Here is a 23,849-nt window from a genome sequence, read left to right as displayed (position 1 = left end):
GTCGGGGGATCGGGGAGGGATCACTTGTCCGCGTACTTGGCGGCGACCTTCTCGGCGAGCGTCTGGCTGGACTTCAGCGCCTGCTCGACACCGGTCCTGCCGGCGATGGCGGAGCTGATCTGCTGGGAGACCTGCGTGCCCAGGTCGGTGAACTCGGGGATGCCGACGAACTGGATGCCGGGGGCGGGCCGGGGCTGCACGCCGGGGTTGTCCGGGTCGGCGGACTTCAGCGCGTTCGCGGTGGCCTCGGCGAAGGCCGACGCCGCGGCGACGTACCGCGGGTCGGTGTAGGTGGAGTTCCGCTTGCCCGCCGGGACCCGGGACCAGCCGAGCTTCTTGCCCACCAGGTCCTCGTACTCCTTGCTGGACGCCCAGGAGATGAACTTCCACCCGTCGTCCTGGTGCTTGCTCGCCTTCTGGAGGCCCCAGGCCCAGGTGTAGAGCCAGCCCGAACTCCTGGTCCGGTCGACCGGCGCGGGCGCGTAGCCCATCTTCCCGGCCACCGGTGATCCGCCGGCTTCGAGCGACCCGGCCGCGGAGGTCGCGTCGTACCACATGGCGACCTTGCCCTGCTCCACGTTGTTGAGGCACTCGGCGAAGCCGGACTGCGGCGCGCCCGTCTCGCCGTGGGCTCGCACGAGGTCGACATAGAACTTGGTCGCCCTGGTGAAGGCGGGGCTGTCGACCCGGGCCTTCCAGTCCTTGTCGAACCAGGTGCCGCCCATGGTGTTGACCACCGTGGTCAGGGGAGCCATCACCTCACCCCATCCCGGGAGGCCGCGCAGGCAGATGCCCTTCATCCCGGGCCTGGCGCCGTCGGCCTTGGCGGCCAGGGCGGCCACCTGCCGCCAGGTGGGGCGGGCCGGCATGGTCAGTCCCTTCTCCTTGAAGACGTCCTTGCGGTACATCAGGAAGGACGACTCGCCGTAGAACGGTTCGGCGTAGACCTGGCCGGACACCGTCAGCGACTCCCGCAGGGTCGGCAGGACGTCGCTCTGGTCGAAGGCGGTGTCCTTCTTCGCGTACGAGGTCAGCGGGGCGAGCCAGCCGTTCTTGGCGTAGATCGGCGTCTCGTAGTTGCTGATCGTGGCCACGTCGTACTGGCCGGCCTGGCTGGAGAAGTCCTGGGTGATCTTGTCGCGGACGTCGTTCTCCGGCAGCACCGTGAAGTTGACCTTGATGCCGGTCCTCTTGGTGAAGTTGGCCGCCGTGAGCTTCTGCAGGTCGGCCATCTGCGGGTTGTTCACCATCAGCACGTTGATGGAGTGGGAGCCGGAGCCACCCCCTGCGCCGCCGGCGCCCGCGCACGCTGTGAGCAGCGTCCCGCACACGGCCAGCGCGCCCAGGGGCACGGCACTCCGCGGAACAGTCGGTCTCGAAGCCATGATCTTCCCTTTCATGGAATGACGGGTGGGGACGGCGAAGGGCACGGAGAATGTGGGATCGGGCAGACGGTTGTCGGCTGCGCCGCCAGGGAGGTGCCGTCGGCGCGGCTCAGGTGGAGCCGTCCGTGGCGGTAGGAAGGGGGCTGAGCGGGTCAGACCCGGTGGACGCGGGGTCCCATCAGTGAGTAGCGGTGCGCCTCGGCGCTGGACAGTCCGGTGTCGGTGACGACGGCCTCGAAGTCACCCACCTCGGCGAAGCGGCAGAAGCTGCTCGCGCCGAACTTGCTGTGGTGCCCCATGAACACACGCCGGCGCGACACGGCCAGCGCCTTGGCCTTGACGTCGGCCACCACCGGATCGGGGGTGGTCAGGCCGAGCTCCCGGGAGATCCCGTTCGACCCCAGGAAGGCGAGGTCGATCACGAATCGCTCGAGCATGGCGCAGGTCCACGAGCCCACCGTGGCCAGGGTCCGCGCCCGGACTCGGCCGCCGAGGAGCAGGACGGTGACCTGCGGAGAATCCACGATCGCGGCTGCGGTGGACAGGGACGCGGTGACCACGGTCAGGGGGCGGTCACCGGGGAGGAGCGCGGCGAGGAGCTGGGGGGTGTAGCCCTCGTCCACGAACACGGTCTCCGCGTCACCGAGGAGTTTTACCGCCTCCGCGGCGATCCGGCGCTTGTCCTTGACGTGCAGGGTCTCTCGTTCGGGGAGGCCCGTCTCGAAGCCCGCGCCCTCGACGGGGTAGGCACCGCCGTAGTTGCGGCGGAGCAGGCCCCTGCGTTCCAGGACCCTGAGGTCGCGGCGGATGGTCTCCGGCGCGACGGCCAGGTCGACGGCCGTGGTGGTGACCTCGACACGCCCCTGGTGACGAGCGAGGGCGAGAATCCGGCTCTGACGCTCTTCGGCGTTCACCGCACGCACCTGGCCTTCCCTACCCGGTCCGGGCACGGCGTGCCCGGTCTTGCCGCACATTTATACCAATCGCCTTTTCGTACGAACCGGCCCGCAGCGGGCCTGAAAGTGCCCGGTGATGTCTGAAGCGATTATGCAAAGCCCCAGCTCATGGCCCTGTACGCAGTTTGTCCCAGAGCGCTGGTGCCCATATGGACCGCCTCCGCTGCCCGGTTCGGGCGGACAGCGAACCCGGATCGCCGCACCACCGTTCATGCGTGACCATCACCCAAAACGCCGGGGGCCCGATCCGGCACGTCTGATCGGTCCGCTGAGCGATGCCGGACGCGTCGTCGTCCGGGCCGTAGAGCCCGATTCACCGCTCACGCGGGCTGGATGGACGGGACCGTGGCGCCGGCTGCCGGAAGGTGTCGCCGATCGTGGCCGAAACCCATCGAGGGCAGGGCAAACATCACTCGGCCGCGATCAGCGTATCGAGTTAATATCGGCGGATTTCCTTGTTCCGGGGGGCAAAGGGGCCATTAGTGTTCCTGCCGGAGCTGGACGGCTTCTCGTTCTGTACGCGTCTTTTTCTTCCTGTCGCCCGGTGTCTGCCTCATCCGCGCGTCACCGCCCCCGAACAAAGAGAGCCTGCCCGATGACTGTCGACTCGAGCTCGCAAGCGCGGCTGGAGCTGCCCCGGCAGTCCAGCTTGGGAACAGCGGCCGCCCGCAACCTCACCACCACGGCCAAGTCCGTCCCGCAGATGCAGGAGATCACCTCTCGCTGGCTGCTGCGCATGCTCCCCTGGGTGGAGACCGACGGCGGTGTCTACCGGGTGAACCGCCGCCTGACCTACACGGTCGGGGACGGGAGGGTGGAGTTCGTCCAGGACGGAGCCGACGTTCGCGTGATCCCCCGGGAGCTGGGCGAACTGGCCCTCCTGCGCGGCTTCGACGACATCGAGGTGCTGACGGCGATCGCATCCCGGTGCGTCCAGCGTGACTTCCGGAGCGGCGAGACGCTGGTCGAGGGCGGCGCACGGGCGGACCGGCTCCACCTGATCGCCCACGGCCGCATCGGCCAGACCGTTGTCGGCGGTTACGGCGACGAACTCACCCTGGACGTACTCGCCGACGGCGACCGGTTCGGGGAGCACGCCCTGCTGGACGAGGACGCCCGGTGGGAACAGACCGCCACCGCCGAGACCTCGGGCACACTGCTCACCCTGTCGCGCGCCGACTTCGCGGCCGTACTGTCCGGGGCGCCCGGTCTTCGGGACCACGTCGAGGAGTTCACCTCCCGTTCCCGCAAGCGGCAGAACCATCGCGGCGAGGCAGAGATCGCGGTGTCGGCGGGTCACGTCGGTGAACAGGAGCTGCCTGGCGCCTTCGTCGACTACGAACTGAATCCGCGCGAGTACGAACTCTCGGTCGCCCAGACCGTCCTGCGGATCCATACGAGGGTTTCCGACCTCTACAACGGGCCGATGGACCAGACCGAGGAACAACTGCGTCTCACCATCGAGGCCTTGCGGGAGCGGCAAGAACATGAGCTGATCAACAACCGGGAGTTCGGCCTGCTCCACAACGCCGACTTCAAGCAGCGGATCCAGCCGCACTCCGGCCCGCCGACCCCCGACGACATGGACACACTGCTCTGTCGCCGCCGCGGCTCCAGGTTCTACCTCGCCCATCCCCGCACGATCGCGGCGATCGGCCGTGAGTTCAGCTCGCGCGGGCTCTATCCGGACCACGTGGACCTGGGCGGCCAGCGGGTCCCGGCCTGGCGCGGAGTCCCGATCCTCCCGTGCAACAAGATCCCCATCACCCGGGAGAACACGAGCTCGATCCTCATCATGCGCACCGGCGAGGACAACCAGGGCGTCGTCGGCCTGCACCACACCGGCCTGCCGGACGAGTACGAACCAGGTCTGTCGGTCCGCTTCATGGGCATCAACGAGCAGGCCGTCGCCTCCTACCTCGTCAGTACCTATTACTCCGCTGCCATCCTCGTGCCGGACGCGGTCGGCGTGCTGGAGAACGTGCAGATCGCCCGCCGGCCCCGGTAGCGCCCGGTCCGCACGGCACAGTGCGACGCCCCCGACTGCGCGTGCCCGTCGCGCACGCCCGGAAGCCCCCGGACAGCCGCACCACCCCATCAAGGAGCCATGAATGCCCGCGCCCGAGCTGCCTCCCCCGCAGTCGAGCCTGCCGGAGTCCGCATCCCGCTTCGGCGCTCAGGTACTCGCCGACGCCGCGGCCCGCGCCCGCGACGTCAGAGCCGCCATCGGCTGCCCTCCCCGCGCGCCTTCCCCGCCCCCGCCCCCTGCGACCTTCGAGCCGGCCCCGGCCGCCCTCGGCGCGCCGTCGGCGATGACGCCGGCGCCGGTCACCGCGGTGCAACGGCTCCTGGCAGGTCCCACCGGTCTGGGCACCGCGGGCCTGCGCATCTGTCTGCGGGAGGAGTCCCCGGCGCCGTCGGCACCCACGGCGGAGGGGAAGGCGATCCCGGGCCTCTATCACCATCCGATCGCCGAGCCGGACCCGGTGCGGGTCGAAGAGGTCAGCCGAAGGATCAAGTCCTGGGCCGTCGACGAGGTCACCCTGTATCCGGAGGACTGGGAGGAGGAGTTCGACGGCTTCTCCGTCGGCCGCTACATGGTCGGATGCCATCCGGACGCACCCGGCGTCGACCACCTGATGCTCGCCACCCGCCTCATGGTGGCCGAGAACGCGGTGGACGACTACTACTGCGAGGACCACGGCGGATCGCCCGTCGGCCTCGGCGAGCGGCTGCTGCTGGCCCACACCGCGCTCGACGCCCTGCACACCACGGCGGAGTACCAGCCGCAGTGGGCGGCGTCGCTCCACGCGGACGCGCCCCGGCGCGCCTACCGCTCCGCCATGGAGTACTTCGTCCGAGCGGCGAGCCCCTCCCAGGCGGACCGGCTACGGCACGACATGTCCCGGCTGCACCTGGGATACCTCGCCGAAGCGGCCTGGGCCCAGACGGACCACGTCCCCCAGGTGTGGGAGTACCTGGCGATGCGCCAGTTCAACAACTTCCGCCCCTGCCCCACCATCACGGACACCGTCGGCGGCTACGAACTCCCGGCGGACCTGCACGCCCGGCCGGCCATGCAGCAGGTCATCGCCCTGGCGGGCAACGCGACGACCATCGTGAACGACCTGTACTCGTACACCAAGGAACTCGACGCGCCGGGCCGGCACCTGAACCTGCCCGTCGTGCTCTCCGAGCGTGAGGGGCTCTCCGACCGCGACGCCTACCTGAAGTCGGTCGAGATCCACAACGAACTGATGCATGACTTCGAGACCGCGGCCGCCCGCCTGGCTGCCGACTGCCCCGTCCCGAGCGTGCTGCGCTTTCTCCGCGGGGTGGCCGCCTGGGTCGACGGCAACCACCACTGGCACCGGTCCAACACCTATCGCTACAGCCTGCCCGACTTCTGGTAAGAGAATGGACTCATCCGTGACCAACGCCGAACTCACCGGCACCGCCGCATCCGCCCCCGCCTCCGCCCCCCTGCGCATCCCCGGCCCGGCGACGCCCTACCAGGGAGACATCGCCCGTTACTGGGACGGCGAGGCGAGGCCCGTGAACCTGCGCCTCGGTGATGTCGACGGCCTGTACCACCACCACTACGGCATCGGTGAAGTCGACTCCGCCGCACTCGGCGGCGCCGGGGACGCCGCGAGCGAGAAGAGGCTGATCGCCGAACTCCACCGACTGGAGTCGGCGCAGGCCGAGTTCCTGCTGAGCCACCTCGGCGACATCAGGCCGCAGGACACCCTGCTGGACGCCGGGTGCGGCCGCGGCGGCTCGATGGTGATGGCCCACCAGCGATTCGGGTGCAGCGTCGAAGGAGTCACGCTGTCGGCCAAGCAGGCCGACTTCGCCAACGGCAGGGCCCGCGAACTCGGCATGCAGGACCATGTCCGCGCCCGCGTCTGCAACATGCTCGCCACGCCGTTCAGGACCGGTTCGGCGGCGGCATCGTGGAACAACGAGTCGAGCATGTACGTCGACCTTCACGACCTGTTCGCCGAACACTCCCGCGTCCTGGAGACCGGCGGTCGCTATGTGACCATCACCGGCTGCTGGAACCCGCGGTACGGCCAGCCGTCGAAATGGGTCTCGCAGATCAACGCGCACTTCGAGTGCAACATCCACTCGCGCCGGGAGTACCTCCGCGCCATGGCCGACAACCGCCTCGTGCCGCAGGCCGTCATCGACCTGACCCCCGACACCCTGCCCTACTGGGAACTGCGGGCCACCTCATCGCTGGTGACGGGAATCGAGGACGCGTTCATCAACTCGTACAAGGACGGTTCGTTCCAGTACCTCCTCATCGCGGCCGACCGCGTCTGACCCGGTGCCGACGGGAAGGGCCTGCCGCCGATACGGGCCCTTCCGATTCCGGCCGCGGTCAGGAAGTCGCGCCAGCCACCGCCTTCGGGGATGTCGCCGAGCCCCGAACTCCCGGGCCCCGTCCAGTTCGCACACCGCCCGGCATACCGCCGGGCTCGTCCGCGCGACCACCGCCGTCGCGCTCGCCGCCCCGCGCTGACGGCGCCGGCGCGGACCGTCCCCCCTGTGCCCGCGGGGACGGTCCGGCGCCCCGGGATCCTGGCCTCCGCCAGGGACGCCGTACGAGGACTGCCGCGCTGAATGCCATGCGGTGACCGTCGCGCGGAACGCCGTACGAAGATTGTCGCGCGCGATGCCCTGTGAGAGGGACCCCTTAACCGCCGTGGGGGCCCCTGGGGGCCGTAGGGGTGTCTTGGGTCATTGCCGGCTGCCTAGCCTCCGACAGCGGAGGGGAAGCGGACCGGAAACCGTCCGGAGGCGATCCGCACGGCCCAGGCCCTCACTTCGATCTCGATCGGATGGCGCGCTGGTGAACAACGAAGAGCAACTGCTCGACTACCTCAGGCGGACGACCGCGGACCTGCGGGAGGCGCGGCGGCGGCTGCGCGAGAACGAGCGACGCGCACACGGCCCGGTCGCCGTCGTCGGCATCGGCTGCCGCTATCCGGGCGGTGTCACCACCCCCGAGGACCTGTGGGATCTCGTCGTGACGGGGACCGACGCGGTGACGGACTTCCCCGCCGACCGCGGCTGGGACGTGGACGCCCTGTACGACCCGGACCCGGCGCGGCCCGGCAGGACCTACGCCCGTACCGGCGGATTCCTGCACGACGCCGCCGACTTCGACTACGACTTCTTCGGCATCAGCCCCCGCGAGGCCCTCGCCATGGACCCGCAGCAGCGGCTGCTGCTGGAGACCTCGCACGAGGCCTTCGAGCGGGCCGGCATCGTGCCGGCCTCCCTGCGCGGCAGCCGCACCGGCGTGTTCGCCGGCGTGATGTACAACGACTACGCCACCCGCCTCACCTCCGTACCCGACGACCTCGACGGCTACCTCGCCAACGGGAGCGCCGCCAGCATCGCCTCCGGACGCGTCGCCTACACCTTCGGGCTCGAAGGCCCGGTGGTCACCGTCGACACCGCCTGCTCGTCCTCCCTGGTCGCCCTGCACTGGGCCGTGCGGGCGCTCCAGGCGGGCGAGTGCTCGCTCGCCCTGGCCGGCGGTGTCACCGTGATGTCCACACCGGAGACGTTCATCGACTTCAGCCGGCAGCGCGGGCTCGCACCGGACGGCCGGTGCAAGGCGTTCGCCGCCGCGGCCGACGGCACCGGCTGGGGCGAGGGCGCCGGCATGCTGCTGCTGGAACGGCTCGCCGACGCCCGGCGCAACGGCCACCCGGTGCTCGCCGTCGTCCGGGGCAGCGCCGTCAACTCCGACGGCGCCAGCAGCCGGCTGACCGCGCCCAACGGCCCGTCCCAGCAGCGGGTCGTCCGGCAGGCGCTGGCCGGTGCCGGGCTCACCCCCGCCGATGTCGACGTGGTCGAGGCACACGGCACCGGCACCTCGCTCGGCGACCCGATCGAGGCGCAGGCCCTGCTCGCCACCTACGGCCAGGACCGCGCCGAGCCACTGCTGCTCGGCTCGGTCAAGTCCAACCTCGGGCACACCCAGGCCGCCGCGGGTGTCGCGGGCGTCATCAAGATGGTGCTGGCCATGCGGCACGGTGAGGTTCCGCCCACCCTCCACGTCGACACGCCCACCGACCAGGTGGACTGGAGCGCGGGAGCCGTCGAACTGGCCCTGGAACGCCGCCCGTGGCCCGTCACCGGCCGGCCCCGCCGCGCCGCCGTCTCCTCCTTCGGCATCAGCGGCACCAACGCGCATGTCGTCCTGGAACAGGCGCCCGCCGACCCGGAGCCGGCCGAGGCCCCCGGGAACGCCGAGAACCCCGAGAAGCCGGCCGGCGGGGAAGAGGGCGCGGAGAACTCGCCCGTACGGGACGGGGGCGGCCAGAACTCGCCGGGCCGGGCAGGCGGTTACGTGCCGTGGGTCGTCTCCGGCCGTACCCGCCCGGCCCTCGCCGCGCAGATCGCGCGGTTGCGCGACCACCTCGACGCGCACCCCGGCGTCCGCCCGGCCGACCTCGGGCTGTCGCTCGCCACCACCCGCGCCCGCTTCGAGCACCGCGCCGTCGCGGTCGGCCGGGACACCGGCGACCTGCTCGCCGGGCTCGCCGCCGCTGCTCCGCTCACCCCGGCCGGCGGCAGGACCGCCTTTTTGTTCACCGGTCAGGGAGCCCAGCGGATCGGCATGGGCCGGGACCTGCACCGCGCCTTCCCGGTGTACGCGGAGGCCTTCGACGCGGTGTGCGCCCTGGCCGACCGGAGCCTGGAGCGGCCGCTCGCCGACGTCATCGACGGCGACGCCGATCTGCTCACCCGTACCGACTACGCGCAGGTCGCCCTCTTCGCCATCGAAGTGGCCCTGTACCGGCTCCTGGAGTCCTGGGGCGTGACCCCCGACTACCTGGCCGGACACTCCGTCGGTGAGATCGCCGCCGCCCACGTCGCCGGGGTGCTGTCCCTGCCGGACGCCGTCCACCTCGTCCTCGCGCGCGGCACCCTGATGGCGGCCCTGCCCGCGGGCGGCGCCATGGCCGCGCTGCGCGCCACGGAGGACGAGGTCGCCCCCCACTTGGACGAGCGGGTCGGCCTCGCCGCCGTCAACGGCCCGCGCTCCGTGGTGATCTCCGGTGCCGAGGACGCCGTCGCCGCCCTCGCCGCCCGCTTCGGCCAGGGCAAGCGGCTGAAGGTCTCGCACGCCTTCCACTCGCCGCTGATGGAACCGATGCTCGCCGACTTCGCCGAGGCCGCCGCCCGGTGCTCCTTCGCCGAGCCGCGCATCCCGATCGTGTCCACGCTCACCGGCGCGCTCGCCGACCCCGCGCGGCTGGCCACCCCCGGGCACTGGGTGGACCACGTCCGCCGGCCCGTCCGCTTCGCGCCCGCCATGACCGCCCTGCACGAGCTGGGCGTCCGGGCGTTCCTGGAAGTCGGCCCGGACGCGGCCCTGACCGCGCTGGCCGTGGACTGCGTGCCCGAGGACAGCGTGACCGTCGCCGGGCTGCGCCGCGCCGGCGACGAGGAACGCGACCTGGTCACGGCCGTGGCCCGGCTGCACGCGGCCGGCACCGCCGTGGACTGGGCGGCGTTCTTCGCCCCGCACCACGCCCGGCACACCCACCTGCCCACCTACGCCTTCCAGCGGGAACGCCTCTGGCTGGAGGCCGGCGCCGGCGGCAGCGGAGACGCCGACGGCCTGGGACAGAGCGCCACCGGCCATCCGCTGCTGACCGCCGCGACCGACCTGCCCGACACCGGGGGAGCGGTCCTCACCGGCCGGCTCTCCCTCGCCTCCCACCCGTGGCTCGCCGACCACGCCGTGCACGGGACCGTGCTGCTGCCCGGAACCGCCTTCGTGGAGATGGCACTCCAGGCCGCGGAGCGCACCGGCTGCGACACCGTCGGCGAACTCACCCTGGACGCCCCGCTGGTCCTGCCCGAGCAGGGGGCGCTGGCCGTCCAGGCCGCCGTCGGCGGGGAACGGGACGGACGCCGGGAGCTGGCCGTCTGGTCCCGCCGCGCCGACACCCCCGACGCCCCGTGGACCCGCAACGCCGCCGGCGTCCTCACCTCCAGGGCCGGCGACGGGGCGAGCCCGGCCGGTGACGGTACCGACCCGGCCGGTGACGGGGCGAGCCCGGTGGGCCTGACCGACTGGCCGCCCCGGGACGCCGAACCCGTCGACCTGGACGGCCTCTACCCCCGACTGGCCCGCACCGGTTACGGCTACGGCGCCCTCTTCCAGGGCCTGCGCGCCATGTGGCGCCGCGGGGACGAGCTGTTCGCCGAGGCGGCCCTGCCCGACAGCGCCCGCGCCACCGCCGCCGCGTACGGCGTGCACCCGGCGCTGCTGGACGCCGCCCTGCACGTCAACCTGCTGGATCTGCCCGGCGGCCGGGCGGTGCTGCCGTTCGCCTGGGGCGGTGTCACCCTGCACGCGGCGGGCACCGACACCCTGCGCCTGCACCTGTCGCCGTCCGGCCCCGAGGCCGTCGCCCTCACCCTGGCCGACGCCACCGGCGCGCCCGTCGCGACCGTCCGCAGCCTCGTGGCCCGCCCCGTCTCCGCCGAGCAGCTCGCCGGGGACGGCGACGACCCGCTGTACCGGGTCGACCTCGTCCCGGCACCCGTCCCGGCGACCGCCCGCACGCCCGCCCTGGCCGTATGCGGCCTCGCAGGCACCGGCCAGGCAGACACCGGGACCGACGACACCGGGACCGACGACACCGGTGTCGCGCACACCGGCCTCGACGCGCCCCACCACCCCGGCCTGGCCGCCCTCACCGCCGCCGGCCCGCTGCCCGGCCTGGTGGTGCTGGCCGTACCGGCCACCCCGGACGCCGTACCCGACCTGCCCGCCCTGGTGCGCGAGCGGGTGCACGCCACGCTGGACGCGCTGCGCGCCTGGCCGGCCGACGAGGAACACGCCGACCGCCGGCTCGCGGTCCTGCTGCGCGCCGGCGACCTCGGCCACGCCGCCCTGTACGGGCTGGTCCGCGCCGCCCAGGCCGAGAACCCCGGCCGGTTCCTGCTGGTCGACAGCGACGGCAGCGCCGCCCCGGGACCCGCCCTCGCCGCCGCGCTCGCCGCCGGCGAACCGGAGGTCGCGGTGCGGGACGGGGAGGTACGGCTGCCCCGGCTGGCCCGCGCCAAGCCCGGCGGCCCGCTCGCCTGGGACCCGGACGGCACCGTCCTGATCACCGGCGGCACCGGCGGCCTCGGCGCCCTGATCGCCCGTCACCTGGTCACCGAGCACGGCGTACGGCGCCTGCTGCTGGCCGGCCGGCGCGGCGTGGACGCCCCCGGAGCCGCCGAACTGGGCGAAGAGCTGAACGAGTCGGGCGCCGAGGTGATCATCGCCCGGTGCGACGCCGCCGACCGCGCCGAGCTGGCGGCGCTGTTCGCCGCGCACGACGTACGGGCCGTGGTGCACGCGGCCGGCGTCGTCGACAACGGCGTGCTGGCCACACTCGGCGCGGACCGGGTCGACCGGGTGCTGCGGCCCAAGGTGGACGCCGCCTGGCACCTGCACGAACTGACCCGCGACAAGGACCTGTCGGCGTTCGTCCTGCTGTCCTCCACCGCCGGTCTGCTGGTCGGCGGGGGCCAGGCCAACTACGCCGCCGCCAACACCTTCCTCGACGGCCTCGCCGCCCATCGCCGCTCGCTCGGGCTGCCCGGCGTCTCCCTCGCCTACGGCCTGTGGTCCGGCGCCGGCGGCATGAGCGCCGGCATCGACGCCGCCGACCTGGAACGGCTGCGCCGGCTCGGCCTGCCGCCCCTGACCCCCGCGCAGGGACTGCGCGCCTTCGACGCCGGCCTCGGTGGCGAGGACGCCGTCCTGGTGCCCGTACGCCTGGACGCCGCCGCGGTGCGCGCCCGGCCGGACGGCGTACCGGCGCTGCTGCGCGGCCTGGTGCGGCCCGCCCGGCGGGGTGCCGGACCGGCCCCGAGCACCCCTGCCGGCTCCTGGCGCGACCGGCTGGCACCGCTGGCCGATCCGGAACGGGACCGCGCCCTGCTGGAGCTGGTCCGCACTCACGTCGCCGCCGTCCTCGGGCACCCCTCGCCCGAGTCGGTCGACCCGCAACGCGCCTTCCAGGAGATGGGCTTCGACTCGCTGGCCGCCGTCGAACTGCGCAACCTCCTGGCCGGCGCCACCGGCCTCACCCTGCCCGCCACCCTCGTCTTCGACCAGCCCACCCCCACCACCCTCGCCACCCACCTCAGGACCGCGCTCGTGCCCGGACCGGCCGACCGGGCCCGGACCGCGCTGGCCGAGCTGGACCGCCTCGAAGCCGCACTGCTCACCCTGTCCGACGAAGGCGGCAGCCACGCCCGCGTCACCGCACGCCTGGAAGCGCTGCTGCGCAGCTGGCAGGACACCCACGGACGGCACACCGAGCCCGTGGCGCCGCAGGACCTCGGCGAAGCCAGCGACGACGAACTCTTCGCCAGGATCGACAACGAACTGGGAGCCCTGTGATGGAAGACTCGGCCACGGCCGGCAAGCTCCGCGACTACCTCAAGCGGGCCACGACCGAGCTGGAGCGCAGCCGCCGCCGCGTACGCGAGCTGGAGGAGCAGGACCGCGAGCCCGTCGCCATCATCGGCATGGGCTGCCGCTACCCGGGCGGGGTGCGCACCCCCGAGGACCTGTGGCGGATCATCGACGAGGGCACCGACGTCGTCACCGAGTTCCCCACCGACCGCGGCTGGGACGTCGAGGCGATCTACGACCCCGAGCCCGGCGCCCCCGGCAAGTCCTACGTCCGCCACGGCGGGTTCCTGCACGACGCCGCCGAGTGCGACCCCGCCTTCTTCGGTATCAGCCCCAAGGACGCGCCCGGCACCGACCCGCAGCAGCGGCTGCTGCTGGAGGTCACCTGGGAGGCCTTCGAACGGGCCGGTATCGACCCCACCACGGTGAAGGGCACCCCGACCGGCGTCTTCGTCGGGCTGATGCACCACGACTACATCGGCGGCACCATCTCCGGCAGCATCGTCTCCGGCCGCATCGCCTACACCCTCGGCCTGGAGGGCCCCGCGGTCACCATGGACACCGCCTGCTCCTCCTCCCTGGTGGCGCTGCACTCGGCGATCCAGTCGCTGCGCAGGGGGGAGTGCTCGCTGGCGCTGGCGGGCGGCGCCGCCGTCATGGCCAGCCCCGAGATGTTCATCGAGTTCAGCGAGCGCCGCGCGCTGTCCCCCGACGGCCGCTGCCACTCCTTCTCCGACGACGCGGCGGGCGCCGCCTGGGCCGAGGGCGCCGGCATGCTGCTGGTGGAACGGCTGTCCGATGCCCTGCGCAACGGGCACGAGGTGCTCGCCGTCGTCCGCGGCTCGGCCGTCAACCAGGACGGCGCCTCCAACGGCCTGACCGCGCCGAGCGGCCCGGCCCAGATCCGGGTCATCCGGCAGGCCCTCGCCGACGCCCGGCTCGCCCCGCACCACATCGACGCGGTCGAGGCGCACGGCACCGGCACCACCCTCGGTGACCCCATCGAGGCCCAGGCCGTCATCGCCGCCTACGGGCAGGACCGGCCGGAGAACCGGCCGGTGTGGCTCGGCTCCATCAAGTCCAACATGGGCCACCCGCAGGCCGCGGCCGGCGTCGGCGCCGTCATCAAGATGGTCATGGCCATGCGCCACGGCATCCTGCCCCGCACCCTGCACGCCGAGAAGCCCTCCACCGCCGTCGACTGGAACGCCGGCGACGTCCGGCTGCTCACCGAGGCCCGCCCCTGGGACACCCCCGACGGACGCCCGCGCCGCGCCGGCGTGTCCTCCTTCGGCATCTCCGGTACCAACGCCCACACCATCCTGGAGGAGGCACCGCCCGCCGGGACGGCGCAGCCCGCCCCGGAGCGGGCCGCGCTGCCCGTCGTCCCCTGGGTGCTGTCCGGCAAGGGCGCCGACGCCGTCCAGCGGCAAGCGGAGCGGCTGCTCGCGGTGGCCGGCGACCTCGACCCGTACGACGTCGGGTACTCGCTGGCCACCACCCGCACCGTGTTCACCCACCGGGCCGCCGTCACCGGCCGCGACCGGGACGAACTGCTGGCCGGGCTGCGCACGGTCGCCGACGGCAGCCGGCCCGCCGTGGTGCCCCCCGAGCCCGGCCGCCTCGGCGTGCTGTTCTCCGGGCAGGGCTCCCAGCGGCCGGGCATGGGCCGCACCCTGCACGCCTCGTTCCCGGTGTTCGCCGCCGCCTTCGACGAGATCTGCGCCGCGTTCGACACCCACCTGGACCGGCCGCTGCGCGAGATCATGTTCGAGGACACCGGCCCCGCCGCCCGCCTCGACCAGACCATGTACACGCAGGCCGCCCTGTTCACCTTCGAGACCGCCCTGTACCGGCTGCTGGAGCACTGGGGGATCACCCCTGACCTGCTCGCCGGGCACTCGATCGGCGAGGTCGTCGCCGCGCACGTCGCCGGCGTCCTGGACCTGAAGGACGCCGTCGCCCTGGTCGCCGCCCGCGGCCGGCTCATGCAGGACCTGCCCGCGGGCGGCGCGATGGTGTCCCTGCTCGCCGGCGAGGCCGAGGTCATCCCGCTGCTCACCGACGGCGTCGACATCGCGGCCGTCAACGGCCCGCGAGCCGTGGTGATATCCGGCGACGAGGAGGCCGTGCTCGCCGTCGCCGCGCGGGTGGAGAAGTCCACCCGGCTGAAGGTGTCGCACGCCTTCCACTCCCACCGCATGGACCCCATGCTCGACGCGTTCCGCGAGGTGCTGGCCGGCCTCACCTTCCACGAGCCCGCCCTGCCGGTCGTCTCCGACGTCACCGGCCGCACGGCCGGCGACCTGACCTCGCCCGACTACTGGGTCCGCCACGTCCGCGAGGCCGTCCGCTTCCACGACGCGGTCACCACCCTGGCCGCCGAGGGCGCCACCCGCCTGCTGGAGATCGGCCCGGACGCGGTGCTCACCAACCTGGCCCAGGACACGGTGCCCGACGTCATCGGCACCCAGCGCCGCGACCGCGTCGAGGACGCCGCCCTCCTCGACGCCGTCTGCCGCCTGCACCTGACCGGCACCGGCCCCGACTGGCCGGTCGTGTTCGCCGGCGGCCGCAAGGTCGGCCTGCCCACCTACCCGTTCCGCCGCGACCGGCACTGGGAGGACGCCCCCATCCTCCAGGCCGAGCGCTCCGCGGCGGCACGCGCGGGCGGCGACGCCGCCGACCCGTTCTGGGAACTGGTCCGGGACCAGGACGTGACCGCCGTCGCCGCCACCCTCGGCGTCACCGACGAGACGTCCGTCGCAGCCGTCGTACCGGCCCTGGCCGCCTGGCACGAGCAGCGGCAGGCCAACGCCGCCGCCGACGGCCGGCGGTACCGCGTCACCTGGGAACCGCTCGCGCCCGCCGCCACCCCGGCGCGCGGCGGCCACTGGCTGGCCGTCGTCCCCGCCACCGGCGATCCCTGGACGACCGCCGTCCTGACCGGGCTCACCGACCGGGGCCTCGCCGTGGACATCCTCACGGTGCCGGACCCGGCCGACCGCGTGGAACTCGCCGGACTGCTCGCCGGCCGGGACGGCCTCGACGGTGTCCTGTCCCTGCTGGCGCCCGCCACCGGACCGGCCGCCACCGCCACCCTCCTCCAGGCCCTCGGGGACGCCGGGATCACGGCCCCGCTGTGGTGCGTCACCTGCGACGCCGTCGCCCACGGCACGGCCGCCGCCGTCACCGGGTTCGCCCAGGCCCGGGTGTGGGGCCTCGGCCGGGTCGCCGCCCTGGAGCACCCCGAGCGCTGGGGCGGGCTGGTCGACCTGCCCGCCGCGCCCGGCCCGCAGACCCTCGCCCGGCTGGCCGCCCTGCTCGGCGACGCGAGCGGCGAGGACCAGGTCGTGCTGCGCGAGTCCGGCGCCTACGGCCGGCGCCTGGAGCACGCCCCGGCCCGCGCCGGCACCCCCTGGAAGCCGTCCGGCACGGTGCTGGTCACCGGGGCCACCGGCGCCGTCGGCACGGCCGTCGCCCGCTGGCTCGCCGCCGAGGGCGCCGACCACCTGCTGCTGACCTCCCGGCGGGGCCCGGACGCGCCGGGCGCCGCCGGCCTCGTCCGCGAACTCACCGACGCCGGCACCCGGGTGACCCTCGCCGCCTGCGACGTCGCCGACCGCCGGGCGCTGGCCGCGCTGCTGGACTCCGTACCGGACGAACACCCCCTCACCGCCGTGCTGCACCTGGCCGGCGTCCTCGACGACGGCGTCCTGGACGCCCTCACCCCCGAACGGTTCGCCGGTGTCCTCGCACCCAAGGCCGACGCCGCCCGCCACCTGCACGAACTGACCGCGGACCGGGACCTGTCGGCGTTCGTGCTGTTCTCCTCCCTGACCGCCACCGTCGGCGGTGCGGGACAGGCCAACTACGCCGCCGCCAACGCCTACCTCGACGCCCTCGCCGAACACCGGCGCGCGGCCGGACTGCCGGCCACCTCGGTGGCCTGGGGGCCGTGGGGCGGCGACGGCATGGCCGCCCACGGCACCGTCCGTTCGGCCGCCCGCGCGATGGGCATGTCCCTCCTCGACCCCGACCGCGCGCTGACCGCGCTGCGCCGAGCCCTGGACGGCGGCGACACCACGGTCACCGTCGCCGACGTCGACTGGTCGGTGTTCGCGCCCGCCTTCACCGCCACCCGGCCCAGCCCCCTGCTGTCCACGCTGCCCGAGGCACGGACCGGCACCGGTGGCCCCGCCGAGGCGGGCGCGGCCGACGGGTTCGCCGAGAAGCTGGCCGGCCTCACCGGCGGCGAACGGGACCGCGCCCTCCAGGAACTGGTGTGCGGTCAGGCCGCCGCGGTCCTCGGCTACGGCGGCGCCGACGCGGTCGAGCCGACCACCGCCTTCCGCGACCTCGGCTTCGACTCCCTCACCTCCGTCGACCTGCGCAACCGGATCAGCGGCGCCGCCGGGGTGCCGCTGCCGGCCACACTCATCTTCGACTACGCCACCCCCGCCGCCCTCGCCAAGCACCTGGGCAGCGAACTCGCGGGCGCCGACACCTCCGTGGACTCGGTCCTCGCCGAACTCGACCGGGTCGCGGCCCGGCTCGGCGACCTCACCGCCGAGGACATCGAACAGGGAGGGATCACCACCCGCCTCCGGTCGCTGCTGGGCGACCTCGACAAGATGCTCGGCCAGGACGCCGCCGCCGTCGCCGGACGGCTGGAGGAGGCCTCCGCCGACGACGTCTTCGCCTTCATCGACAACGAGCTCCGCTAGGCCGTGTCGTCGAACTCCCGCCTGCTCCACGACGCCATGCACGCCCTCTCGCCGCACCGGGCCCCGACCCGAGTACGTCCAGTACGAGAGTCAGGACCCGGCACGCCGAGAGCACGCACCTGACGCCGCAGAGCCCGCCCTCCGGGCGAACGGCGGGAGTCCGACGACACGACCCAGGCGTGAGGCGTCCCTCCCACGACGCCCCGGCCCCACCGCAGTCCCCGTCTTCGCACAGGAGTGGCGACACCCGATGACCAACGACGAAAAGCTGCTCTCCTACCTCAAGCGGGTCTCCGCCGACCTGGCCCAGACCCGCCAGCGGCTGCGCGAGGTGGAGACCCAGGACCGGGAACCCATCGCCATCGTCGGGATGGGCTGCCGCTTCCCCGGCGGCGTGACCACCCCGGAGGAGTTCTGGCGGCTCGTCCACGACGGCACCGACGCCATCGGTGACTTCCCCGACGACCGGGGCTGGGACATCGACGCGCTCTACGACCCCGACCCGGACGCCACCGGCAAGAGCTACGTCACCCGCGGTGGCTTCCTCACCGACGCGGCCGGGTTCGAGCCGGACTTCTTCGGCATCAGCCCCCGCGAGGCGGTCGCGATGGACCCCCAGCAGCGGCTGCTGCTCGAGGTGTCGTGGGAGGCCCTGGAACGGGCCCGGATCGCCCCCGACTCGGCGCACGGCGCCCGGATCGGGGTGTTCGCCGGCACCAACGGCCAGGACTACAAGGACCTGCTGGCCAGAACACCCGAGGACAGCGAGGCCGCGCTCGGCACCGGCGTGCTGGCCGCCGTGATCTCCGGCCGCATCTCCTACACCCTCGGGCTGGAGGGACCGGCCGTCACCATCGACACCGCCTGCTCCTCGGCGCTCGTCGCGGTCCACCTGGCCGTACAGGCACTGCGCAACAAGGAGTGCGGTCTCGCGCTGGCGGGCGGCGCGACCGTGATGTCCACGCCGGGCAACTTCATCGCCTTCAGCCGGCAGCGCGGCCTCGCCCCGGACGGCCGCTGCAAGTCCTTCGCGGACGCCGCGGACGGCACCGGCTGGAGCGAGGGCGCCGGCATGCTGGTGCTGGAACGGCTCAGCGACGCCCGCCGCAATGGCCACGAGGTGCTGGCCGTCGTCCGCGGCTCCGCCGTCAACCAGGACGGCGCCTCCAACGGCCTGACCGCCCCCAACGGGCCGTCCCAGCAGCGCGTCATCCGAGCCGCGCTGGCCTCCGCGCGACTCGGCCCCGCCGACGTGGACCTGCTGGAGGCGCACGGCACCGGCACCACGCTCGGCGACCCGATCGAGGCCCAGGCGCTGCTCGCCACCTACGGCCAGGACCGGCCCGCGGACGCCCCGCTGTGGCTCGGGTCGGTGAAGTCCAACATCGGGCACACCCAGGCCGCGGCCGGCGTCGCCGGCATCATCAAGGCGGTCATGGCGATGCGGCACCGCGTCCTGCCGCGCACGCTGCACGCCGAGGAGCCGTCCGGCAAGGTCGACTGGGGGCAGGGCCGGGTCCGGCTGCTGACCGAGAACCGGCCCTGGAGCGACCCCGGCCGTCCGCGGCGGGCCGCCGTCTCCTCCTTCGGCGCCAGCGGCACCAACGCGCACACCGTCCTGGAGGAGGCCCCCGCCGAGGAACCGGCGGAGTCCGAGCCGCGTACGGCGCCCCCGCTGGTGCCCTGGGTGGTCTCCGGCCGGACCGAGCGCGCCCTGCGCGAGCAGGCCGCCCGTCTGGTCGCCGCCGTCGGCGAGCTGGACCCGGTGGACGTGGCGCACTCCCTGGCCGCCACCCGCACCGCCCACCCCTACCGGGCCGTGGTCCTCGGCGCCGGCCGCGACGCGCTGCGCACGACCCTGGCCGGCGTCGCCGAGGGCGGCCGGGGCGCCGCCTCGGGCCGGGTCCAAAAGGGGCAGACCGCCTTCCTGTTCACCGGGCAGGGCGCGCAGCGCGCCGGCATGGGCCGGGAACTGCACGCGCACTTCCCGGTCTTCGCCCGCGCCTTCGACGAGATCTGCGCGCTGACCGGCGACCCCGGGCTGCGCGGCCTCGTCCTCGGCGACGACCCCGAGCCGCTCAACCGCACCGCCCGCACCCAGAGCGCCCTGTTCGCCTTCGAGGTCGCGCTGTACCGGCTGGTGGAGTCCTGGGGCGTCACGCCCGACTACCTGGCCGGGCACTCCATCGGCGAGATCGCCGCCGCGCATGTGGCGGGCGTGCTGGACCTGACGGACGCGACCACGCTGGTGGCCGCGCGCGGCCGGCTCATGCAGGCGCTGCCCGCGGGCGGCGCCATGATCGCCGTGCGCGCCACCGAGGACGAGGTACGCCCGCTGCTCACCGAGCGGGTCGGCATCGCCGCCGTCAACGGCCCCGGCTCCGTCGTCATCTCCGGCGACGCCGCCGAGGCCGAGGCGGTGGCCGCCCGATTCGCCAAGAGCCGGCGGCTGACGGTGTCGCACGCCTTCCACTCACCGCTGATGGAACCGATGCTGGCCGAGTTCCAGTCGGTCGTCCGGTCCCTGACCTTCCACCGGGCCACCGTCCCGGTGGTCTCCAACGTCACCGGTGCCCTCGCCGGCCAGGAGATGGCCACCCCCGACTACTGGGTGCGGCACGTGCGCGAGGCGGTGCGCTTCCAGGACGGGATACGCACCCTCGCCGGCCAGGGCGTCACCCGCTACCTCGAACTCGGCCCGGACGCGGTACTGACCGCCATGGCCCGCGAGTGCCTGACCGCCGACGGCACGGACACCGGCGCCGTGCTGGCCGCCGCCACCCGCCGCGAGCGCGACGAGACCGAGACCCTGCTCACCGCGCTCGCCCAGCTGTACGCGGGCGGCGCCGCCGTGGACTGGACCGCGTTGTTCACCGGCGCCCGCACCGTCGACCTGCCCACCACCGCCTTCCAGCGCGAACGGTTCTGGCCAGAGACGGCCGCGACCGTGGGCGACGTCGGCTCCGCCGGACTGGACCCCGCCGACCACCCGCTGCTCGGCGCGGCCACCGTGCTCGCCGACACCGACGGCGCCGTCCTCACCGGCCGGCTGTCGGTGCGCACCCACCCCTGGCTCGCCGACCACGTCGTCGGCGGCCGGATCGTCGTCCCCGGCACCGCCATGGTCGAGCTCGCGATCCGCGCCGGCGACCAGGTCGGCTGCGGACACCTGGAGGAACTCGCCCTCGAGACACCGCTGGTGCTGCCCCCGGACGACGGCGTGCGGGTCCAGGTCGCCGTCGGCGCGCCCGACGCGTCCGGCGCCCGTACCGTGCACGTGTACGCCCGCGCCGAGAGCCTGACCGCCGACGAACCGTGGACCTCGCACGCCTCCGGCCTCCTCACCGCCGGCACCGGCACGCCGGGCACCCGCCTGGACGTCTGGCCCCCCGAGGACGCCGAACCCCTCGACACCGGCGGCCTGTACGAGCGGCACGCCGCCGCCGGCCTCGCCTACGGGCCCGTGTTCCAGGCCCTGACGGCCGCCTGGCGGCGCGGTGAGGAACTGTTCGCCGAGGTACGGCTGCCGGAGCGGCCCGCCGCCGACGCGCCCCGCTTCGGCCTGCACCCGGCCGCGTTCGACGCCGCCCTGCACTCCCTCGCCCTGCTCGGCGACGGCTCCGCCGACGACACCGCCCGGCTGCCGTTCCTGTTCGCGGGCGTCACCCTGCACGCCGTCGGCGCCTCCGTGCTGCGGGCCCGGCTGGTGCCCGCCGGCAACCACGCCTTCTCCATCGACCTGGCCGACGCCGACGGCGCCCCCGTCGCCACGGTCACCTCCCTCGCCTCCCGCCCGCTCACCCACCTGCGCGCCGCCCGCGACACCACCGCCGACGCCCTGTTCACCCTCGACTGGCAGCCGCTGCCCCTGGAGACCGACGCCCCTGACACCGGCCACCGGGTGCTGCGCAGTACGCCCGGGACCACCCCGGACGCCGTACGCGAGGCACTGCGCACCGCGCTCGCCGCCCTCCAGGACGACGACCCCCGCCCGCTGGCCGTCGTCACCCGCGGGGCGGTCAGCGTCGCCGGCGGGGACGTGCCCGACCTGGCCGGCGCCGCCGTATGGGGCCTGGTGCGGTCCGCGCAGTCGGAGAACCCGGACCGGTTCGTGCTGCTCGACCTCGAACCTGGTACGGACGCCGGCGCCGTACTGCCCGGCGTCCTCGCCTGCGGCGAACCCCAGGTCGCGGTGCGCGCGGGCACCGCCCACGCCGCCCGGCTGGTGCGCGCCGAACTCCCCGCCGACCCCGCGGAGCTGACGCTCGATCCCGAGGGGACCGTCCTGCTGACCGGCGCCACCGGCGGCCTCGGCCGGGTCCTCGCCCGCCATCTGGTCACCGCGTACGGCGCGCGCCACCTCGCGCTGCTCAGCCGCTCCGGCACCGCCGACGACCTGATCGCCGAACTCGCCGGCCTCGGCGCCACCGCGACCGCCCACGCCTGCGACGTCGCCGACCGGGAGAGCCTCGCCGCCGTCCTGGCCGGCATCCCGGCCGGCCGCCCGCTCACCGCGGTCGTGCACGCCGCCGGCGTCCTGGACGACGGCGTGGTCTCCTCGCTCACCCCCGAACGGATCGACACGGTCCTCGCGCCGAAGGCCCTCGGCGCGCTCCACCTCCACGAACTGACCGACGGCCTCTCGGCGTTCGTGCTGTTCTCCTCCGTCGCCGGTACCGTCGGTGCCCCCGGCCAGGGCAACTACGCCGCCGCCAACGCCCTCCTGGACGCCCTGGCCGCGCACCGCCACGCCCAGGGCGCCCCCGCCCTGTCGCTGGCCTGGGGCCCGTGGGCGCCGACGGGCGGCATGACCGGCTCGCTCGACGAGACCGACCGCGCCCGGATGGCCCGCGGCGGCATGACCGCCCTGTCGGCCGAGGAGGGCACCGCCCTGTTCGACCGTTCGCTGCGCGCCGGCCGCCCCGCCCTGGCGCCGGTGCGGCTCGACCTGCCCGCGCTGCGCGCGCAGGGCACCGGCCTCGCACCCGTGCTGCGCGCGCTGGCCGGCCGCCCGGTGCGCCGGGAGGCCGCCGCCGAGGCAGCCGGCGCCGGCTTCGCCGAGCGCATGGCCGCCCTCGGCGAGGAGGAGCGCGCCGAGGCGCTGCTGCGCACCGTCCGCGCCCATGTCGCCGTCGTCCTCGGGCACCCCGACCCGGACAGCGTGGAGTCCGACCGGGCCTTCAAGGACCTCGGCTTCGACTCGCTCGCCGCGATCGAGCTGCGCAACTCGCTCTCCGCCGAGCTGGACCGGCGGCTGAGCGCCACCCTCGTCTTCGACCACCCGTCACCCGAAGCACTCGCCGCGCACCTCGGCACCCTGGTCGCCGGCGCCCGGGCCGGGACCCGCGGCGGCCGGCGCACCGGTCGGGTCCGCGCGGACGAGTCGCTGGCGATCGTCGGCCTGGCCTGCCGCTACCCGGGCGACATCCGCACCCCGGACGACCTGTGGCGGCTGGTCGCCGACGGCACCGACGCCATCACCGCGTTCCCCGCCGACCGCGGCTGGGACGTGGACCGCATCGTCGACCCCACCCGGCAGCGGCCCGACACCTCCTACGTCGGCGAGGGCGGATTCCTGCACGGCGCGGGCGACTTCGACGCCGGTTTCTTCGGCATCAGCCCCAAGGAAGCCCTCGTCATGGACCCGCAGCAGCGGCTGCTGCTGGAGACGTCCTGGGAGGCGCTGGAGAGCGCCGGCATCGACCCGCACAGCCTCAAGGGCAGCCGCACCGGCGTGTTCGCCGGCGTGCAGTACCACGACTACTTCGGCAGCTTCGGCTCCGGCAGCATCATCTCCGGCCGCGTCGCCTACACCCTGGGCCTGGAGGGCCCCTCGCTCTCCGTCGACACCGCCTGCTCCTCGTCCCTGGTGGCGCTGCACCTGGCCGCCCAGTCGCTGCGGCAGGGCGAGTCCAGCCTGGCCCTGGTCGGCGGCGTCGCCGTCATGGCCACCCCGGAGACGTTCATCGAGTTCAGCCGGCAGGGCGCGCTCGCCCCCGACGCCCGCACCCGTGCCTTCGCCGACGCGGCGGGCGGCACGGTGTGGGGCGAGGGCGTCGGCGTCCTGGTCGTGGAACGGCTCTCCGACGCCCGCCGCAACGGCCACGAGGTCCTCGCCGTCGTCCGCGGCACGGCCGTCAACCAGGACGGCGCCTCCAACGGCCTCACCGCCCCCAACGGTCCCTCCCAGGAACGCGTCATCCGCGAAGCACTGGAGAACGCCCGCCTCACCACCGCGGATGTGGATGTGGTGGAGGCGCACGGGACGGGGACGACGCTGGGTGATCCGATCGAGGCGCAGGCGTTGCTGGCCACGTATGGTCAGGAC

General features: G+C 74.1%; 8 protein-coding genes. 6 read left to right on the top strand and 2 right to left on the bottom strand.

Annotated features, from left to right (window positions below; all coding sequences use genetic code 11):
• Positions 1–20: 20 nt before the first annotated feature.
• Both ABZ117_RS23225 and ABZ117_RS23220 read right to left on the bottom strand, forming a co-directional pair.
• The gene (locus ABZ117_RS23225) at positions 21–1,385 is read right to left on the bottom strand and encodes a sugar ABC transporter substrate-binding protein (RefSeq protein ID WP_356823613.1); all 1,365 of its coding nucleotides are present in this window, start codon (positions 1,383–1,385) and stop codon (positions 21–23) included.
• Positions 1,386–1,537: 152 nt separating this feature from the next.
• Complete coding sequence (locus ABZ117_RS23220) at positions 1,538–2,299, bottom strand: DeoR/GlpR family DNA-binding transcription regulator (protein ID WP_356823611.1); 762 nt, start codon at positions 2,297–2,299, stop codon at positions 1,538–1,540.
• A gap of 637 nt (positions 2,300–2,936) precedes the next feature.
• Here ABZ117_RS23220 and ABZ117_RS23215 point away from each other — a divergent pair.
• From ABZ117_RS23215 to ABZ117_RS23190, 6 genes are all read left to right on the top strand, one after another.
• On the top strand, positions 2,937–4,349 hold the full coding sequence (locus tag ABZ117_RS23215; protein WP_356823609.1) for a family 2B encapsulin nanocompartment shell protein: 1,413 nt from the start codon (positions 2,937–2,939) through the stop codon (positions 4,347–4,349).
• Positions 4,350–4,452: 103 nt separating this feature from the next.
• Complete coding sequence (locus tag ABZ117_RS23210; RefSeq protein ID WP_356823608.1) at positions 4,453–5,754, top strand: family 2 encapsulin nanocompartment cargo protein terpene cyclase; 1,302 nt, start codon at positions 4,453–4,455, stop codon at positions 5,752–5,754.
• Positions 5,755–5,770: 16 nt separating this feature from the next.
• The gene (locus tag ABZ117_RS23205) at positions 5,771–6,670 is read left to right on the top strand and encodes a geranyl diphosphate 2-C-methyltransferase (protein ID WP_356823791.1); all 900 of its coding nucleotides are present in this window, start codon (positions 5,771–5,773) and stop codon (positions 6,668–6,670) included.
• Positions 6,671–7,199: 529 nt separating this feature from the next.
• Positions 7,200–12,779, top strand: a complete 5,580-nt coding sequence (locus ABZ117_RS23200) for an SDR family NAD(P)-dependent oxidoreductase (protein ID WP_356823606.1) — start codon at positions 7,200–7,202, stop codon at positions 12,777–12,779.
• The gene (locus ABZ117_RS23195; RefSeq protein ID WP_356823604.1) at positions 12,779–17,521 is read left to right on the top strand and encodes a type I polyketide synthase; all 4,743 of its coding nucleotides are present in this window, start codon (positions 12,779–12,781) and stop codon (positions 17,519–17,521) included. The genes ABZ117_RS23200 and ABZ117_RS23195 overlap by 1 nt, the downstream gene beginning before the upstream one ends.
• 250 nt (positions 17,522–17,771) lie before the next feature.
• A partial coding sequence (locus ABZ117_RS23190) for a type I polyketide synthase (RefSeq protein WP_356823603.1) occupies positions 17,772–23,849 on the top strand: 6,078 nt, incomplete at its 3' end.

Source organism: Streptomyces sp. NPDC006309 (assembly GCF_040613095.1).
Lineage (GTDB): Bacteria > Actinomycetota > Actinomycetes > Streptomycetales > Streptomycetaceae > Streptomyces.
Note: the sequence above shows the minus strand (reverse complement) of the source record. Positions and strands in the feature narration are given on the sequence as shown.

Coding starts and splice junctions, on each gene's coding strand:
- ABZ117_RS23225 (WP_356823613.1), bottom strand. CDS start 1,385: ATGGCTTCGAGACCGACTGTTCCGCGGAGTGCCGTGCCCCTGGGCGCG.
- ABZ117_RS23215 (WP_356823609.1), top strand. CDS start 2,937: ATGACTGTCGACTCGAGCTCGCAAGCGCGGCTGGAGCTGCCCCGGCAG.
- ABZ117_RS23210 (WP_356823608.1), top strand. CDS start 4,453: ATGCCCGCGCCCGAGCTGCCTCCCCCGCAGTCGAGCCTGCCGGAGTCC.
- ABZ117_RS23195 (WP_356823604.1), top strand. CDS start 12,779: ATGGAAGACTCGGCCACGGCCGGCAAGCTCCGCGACTACCTCAAGCGG.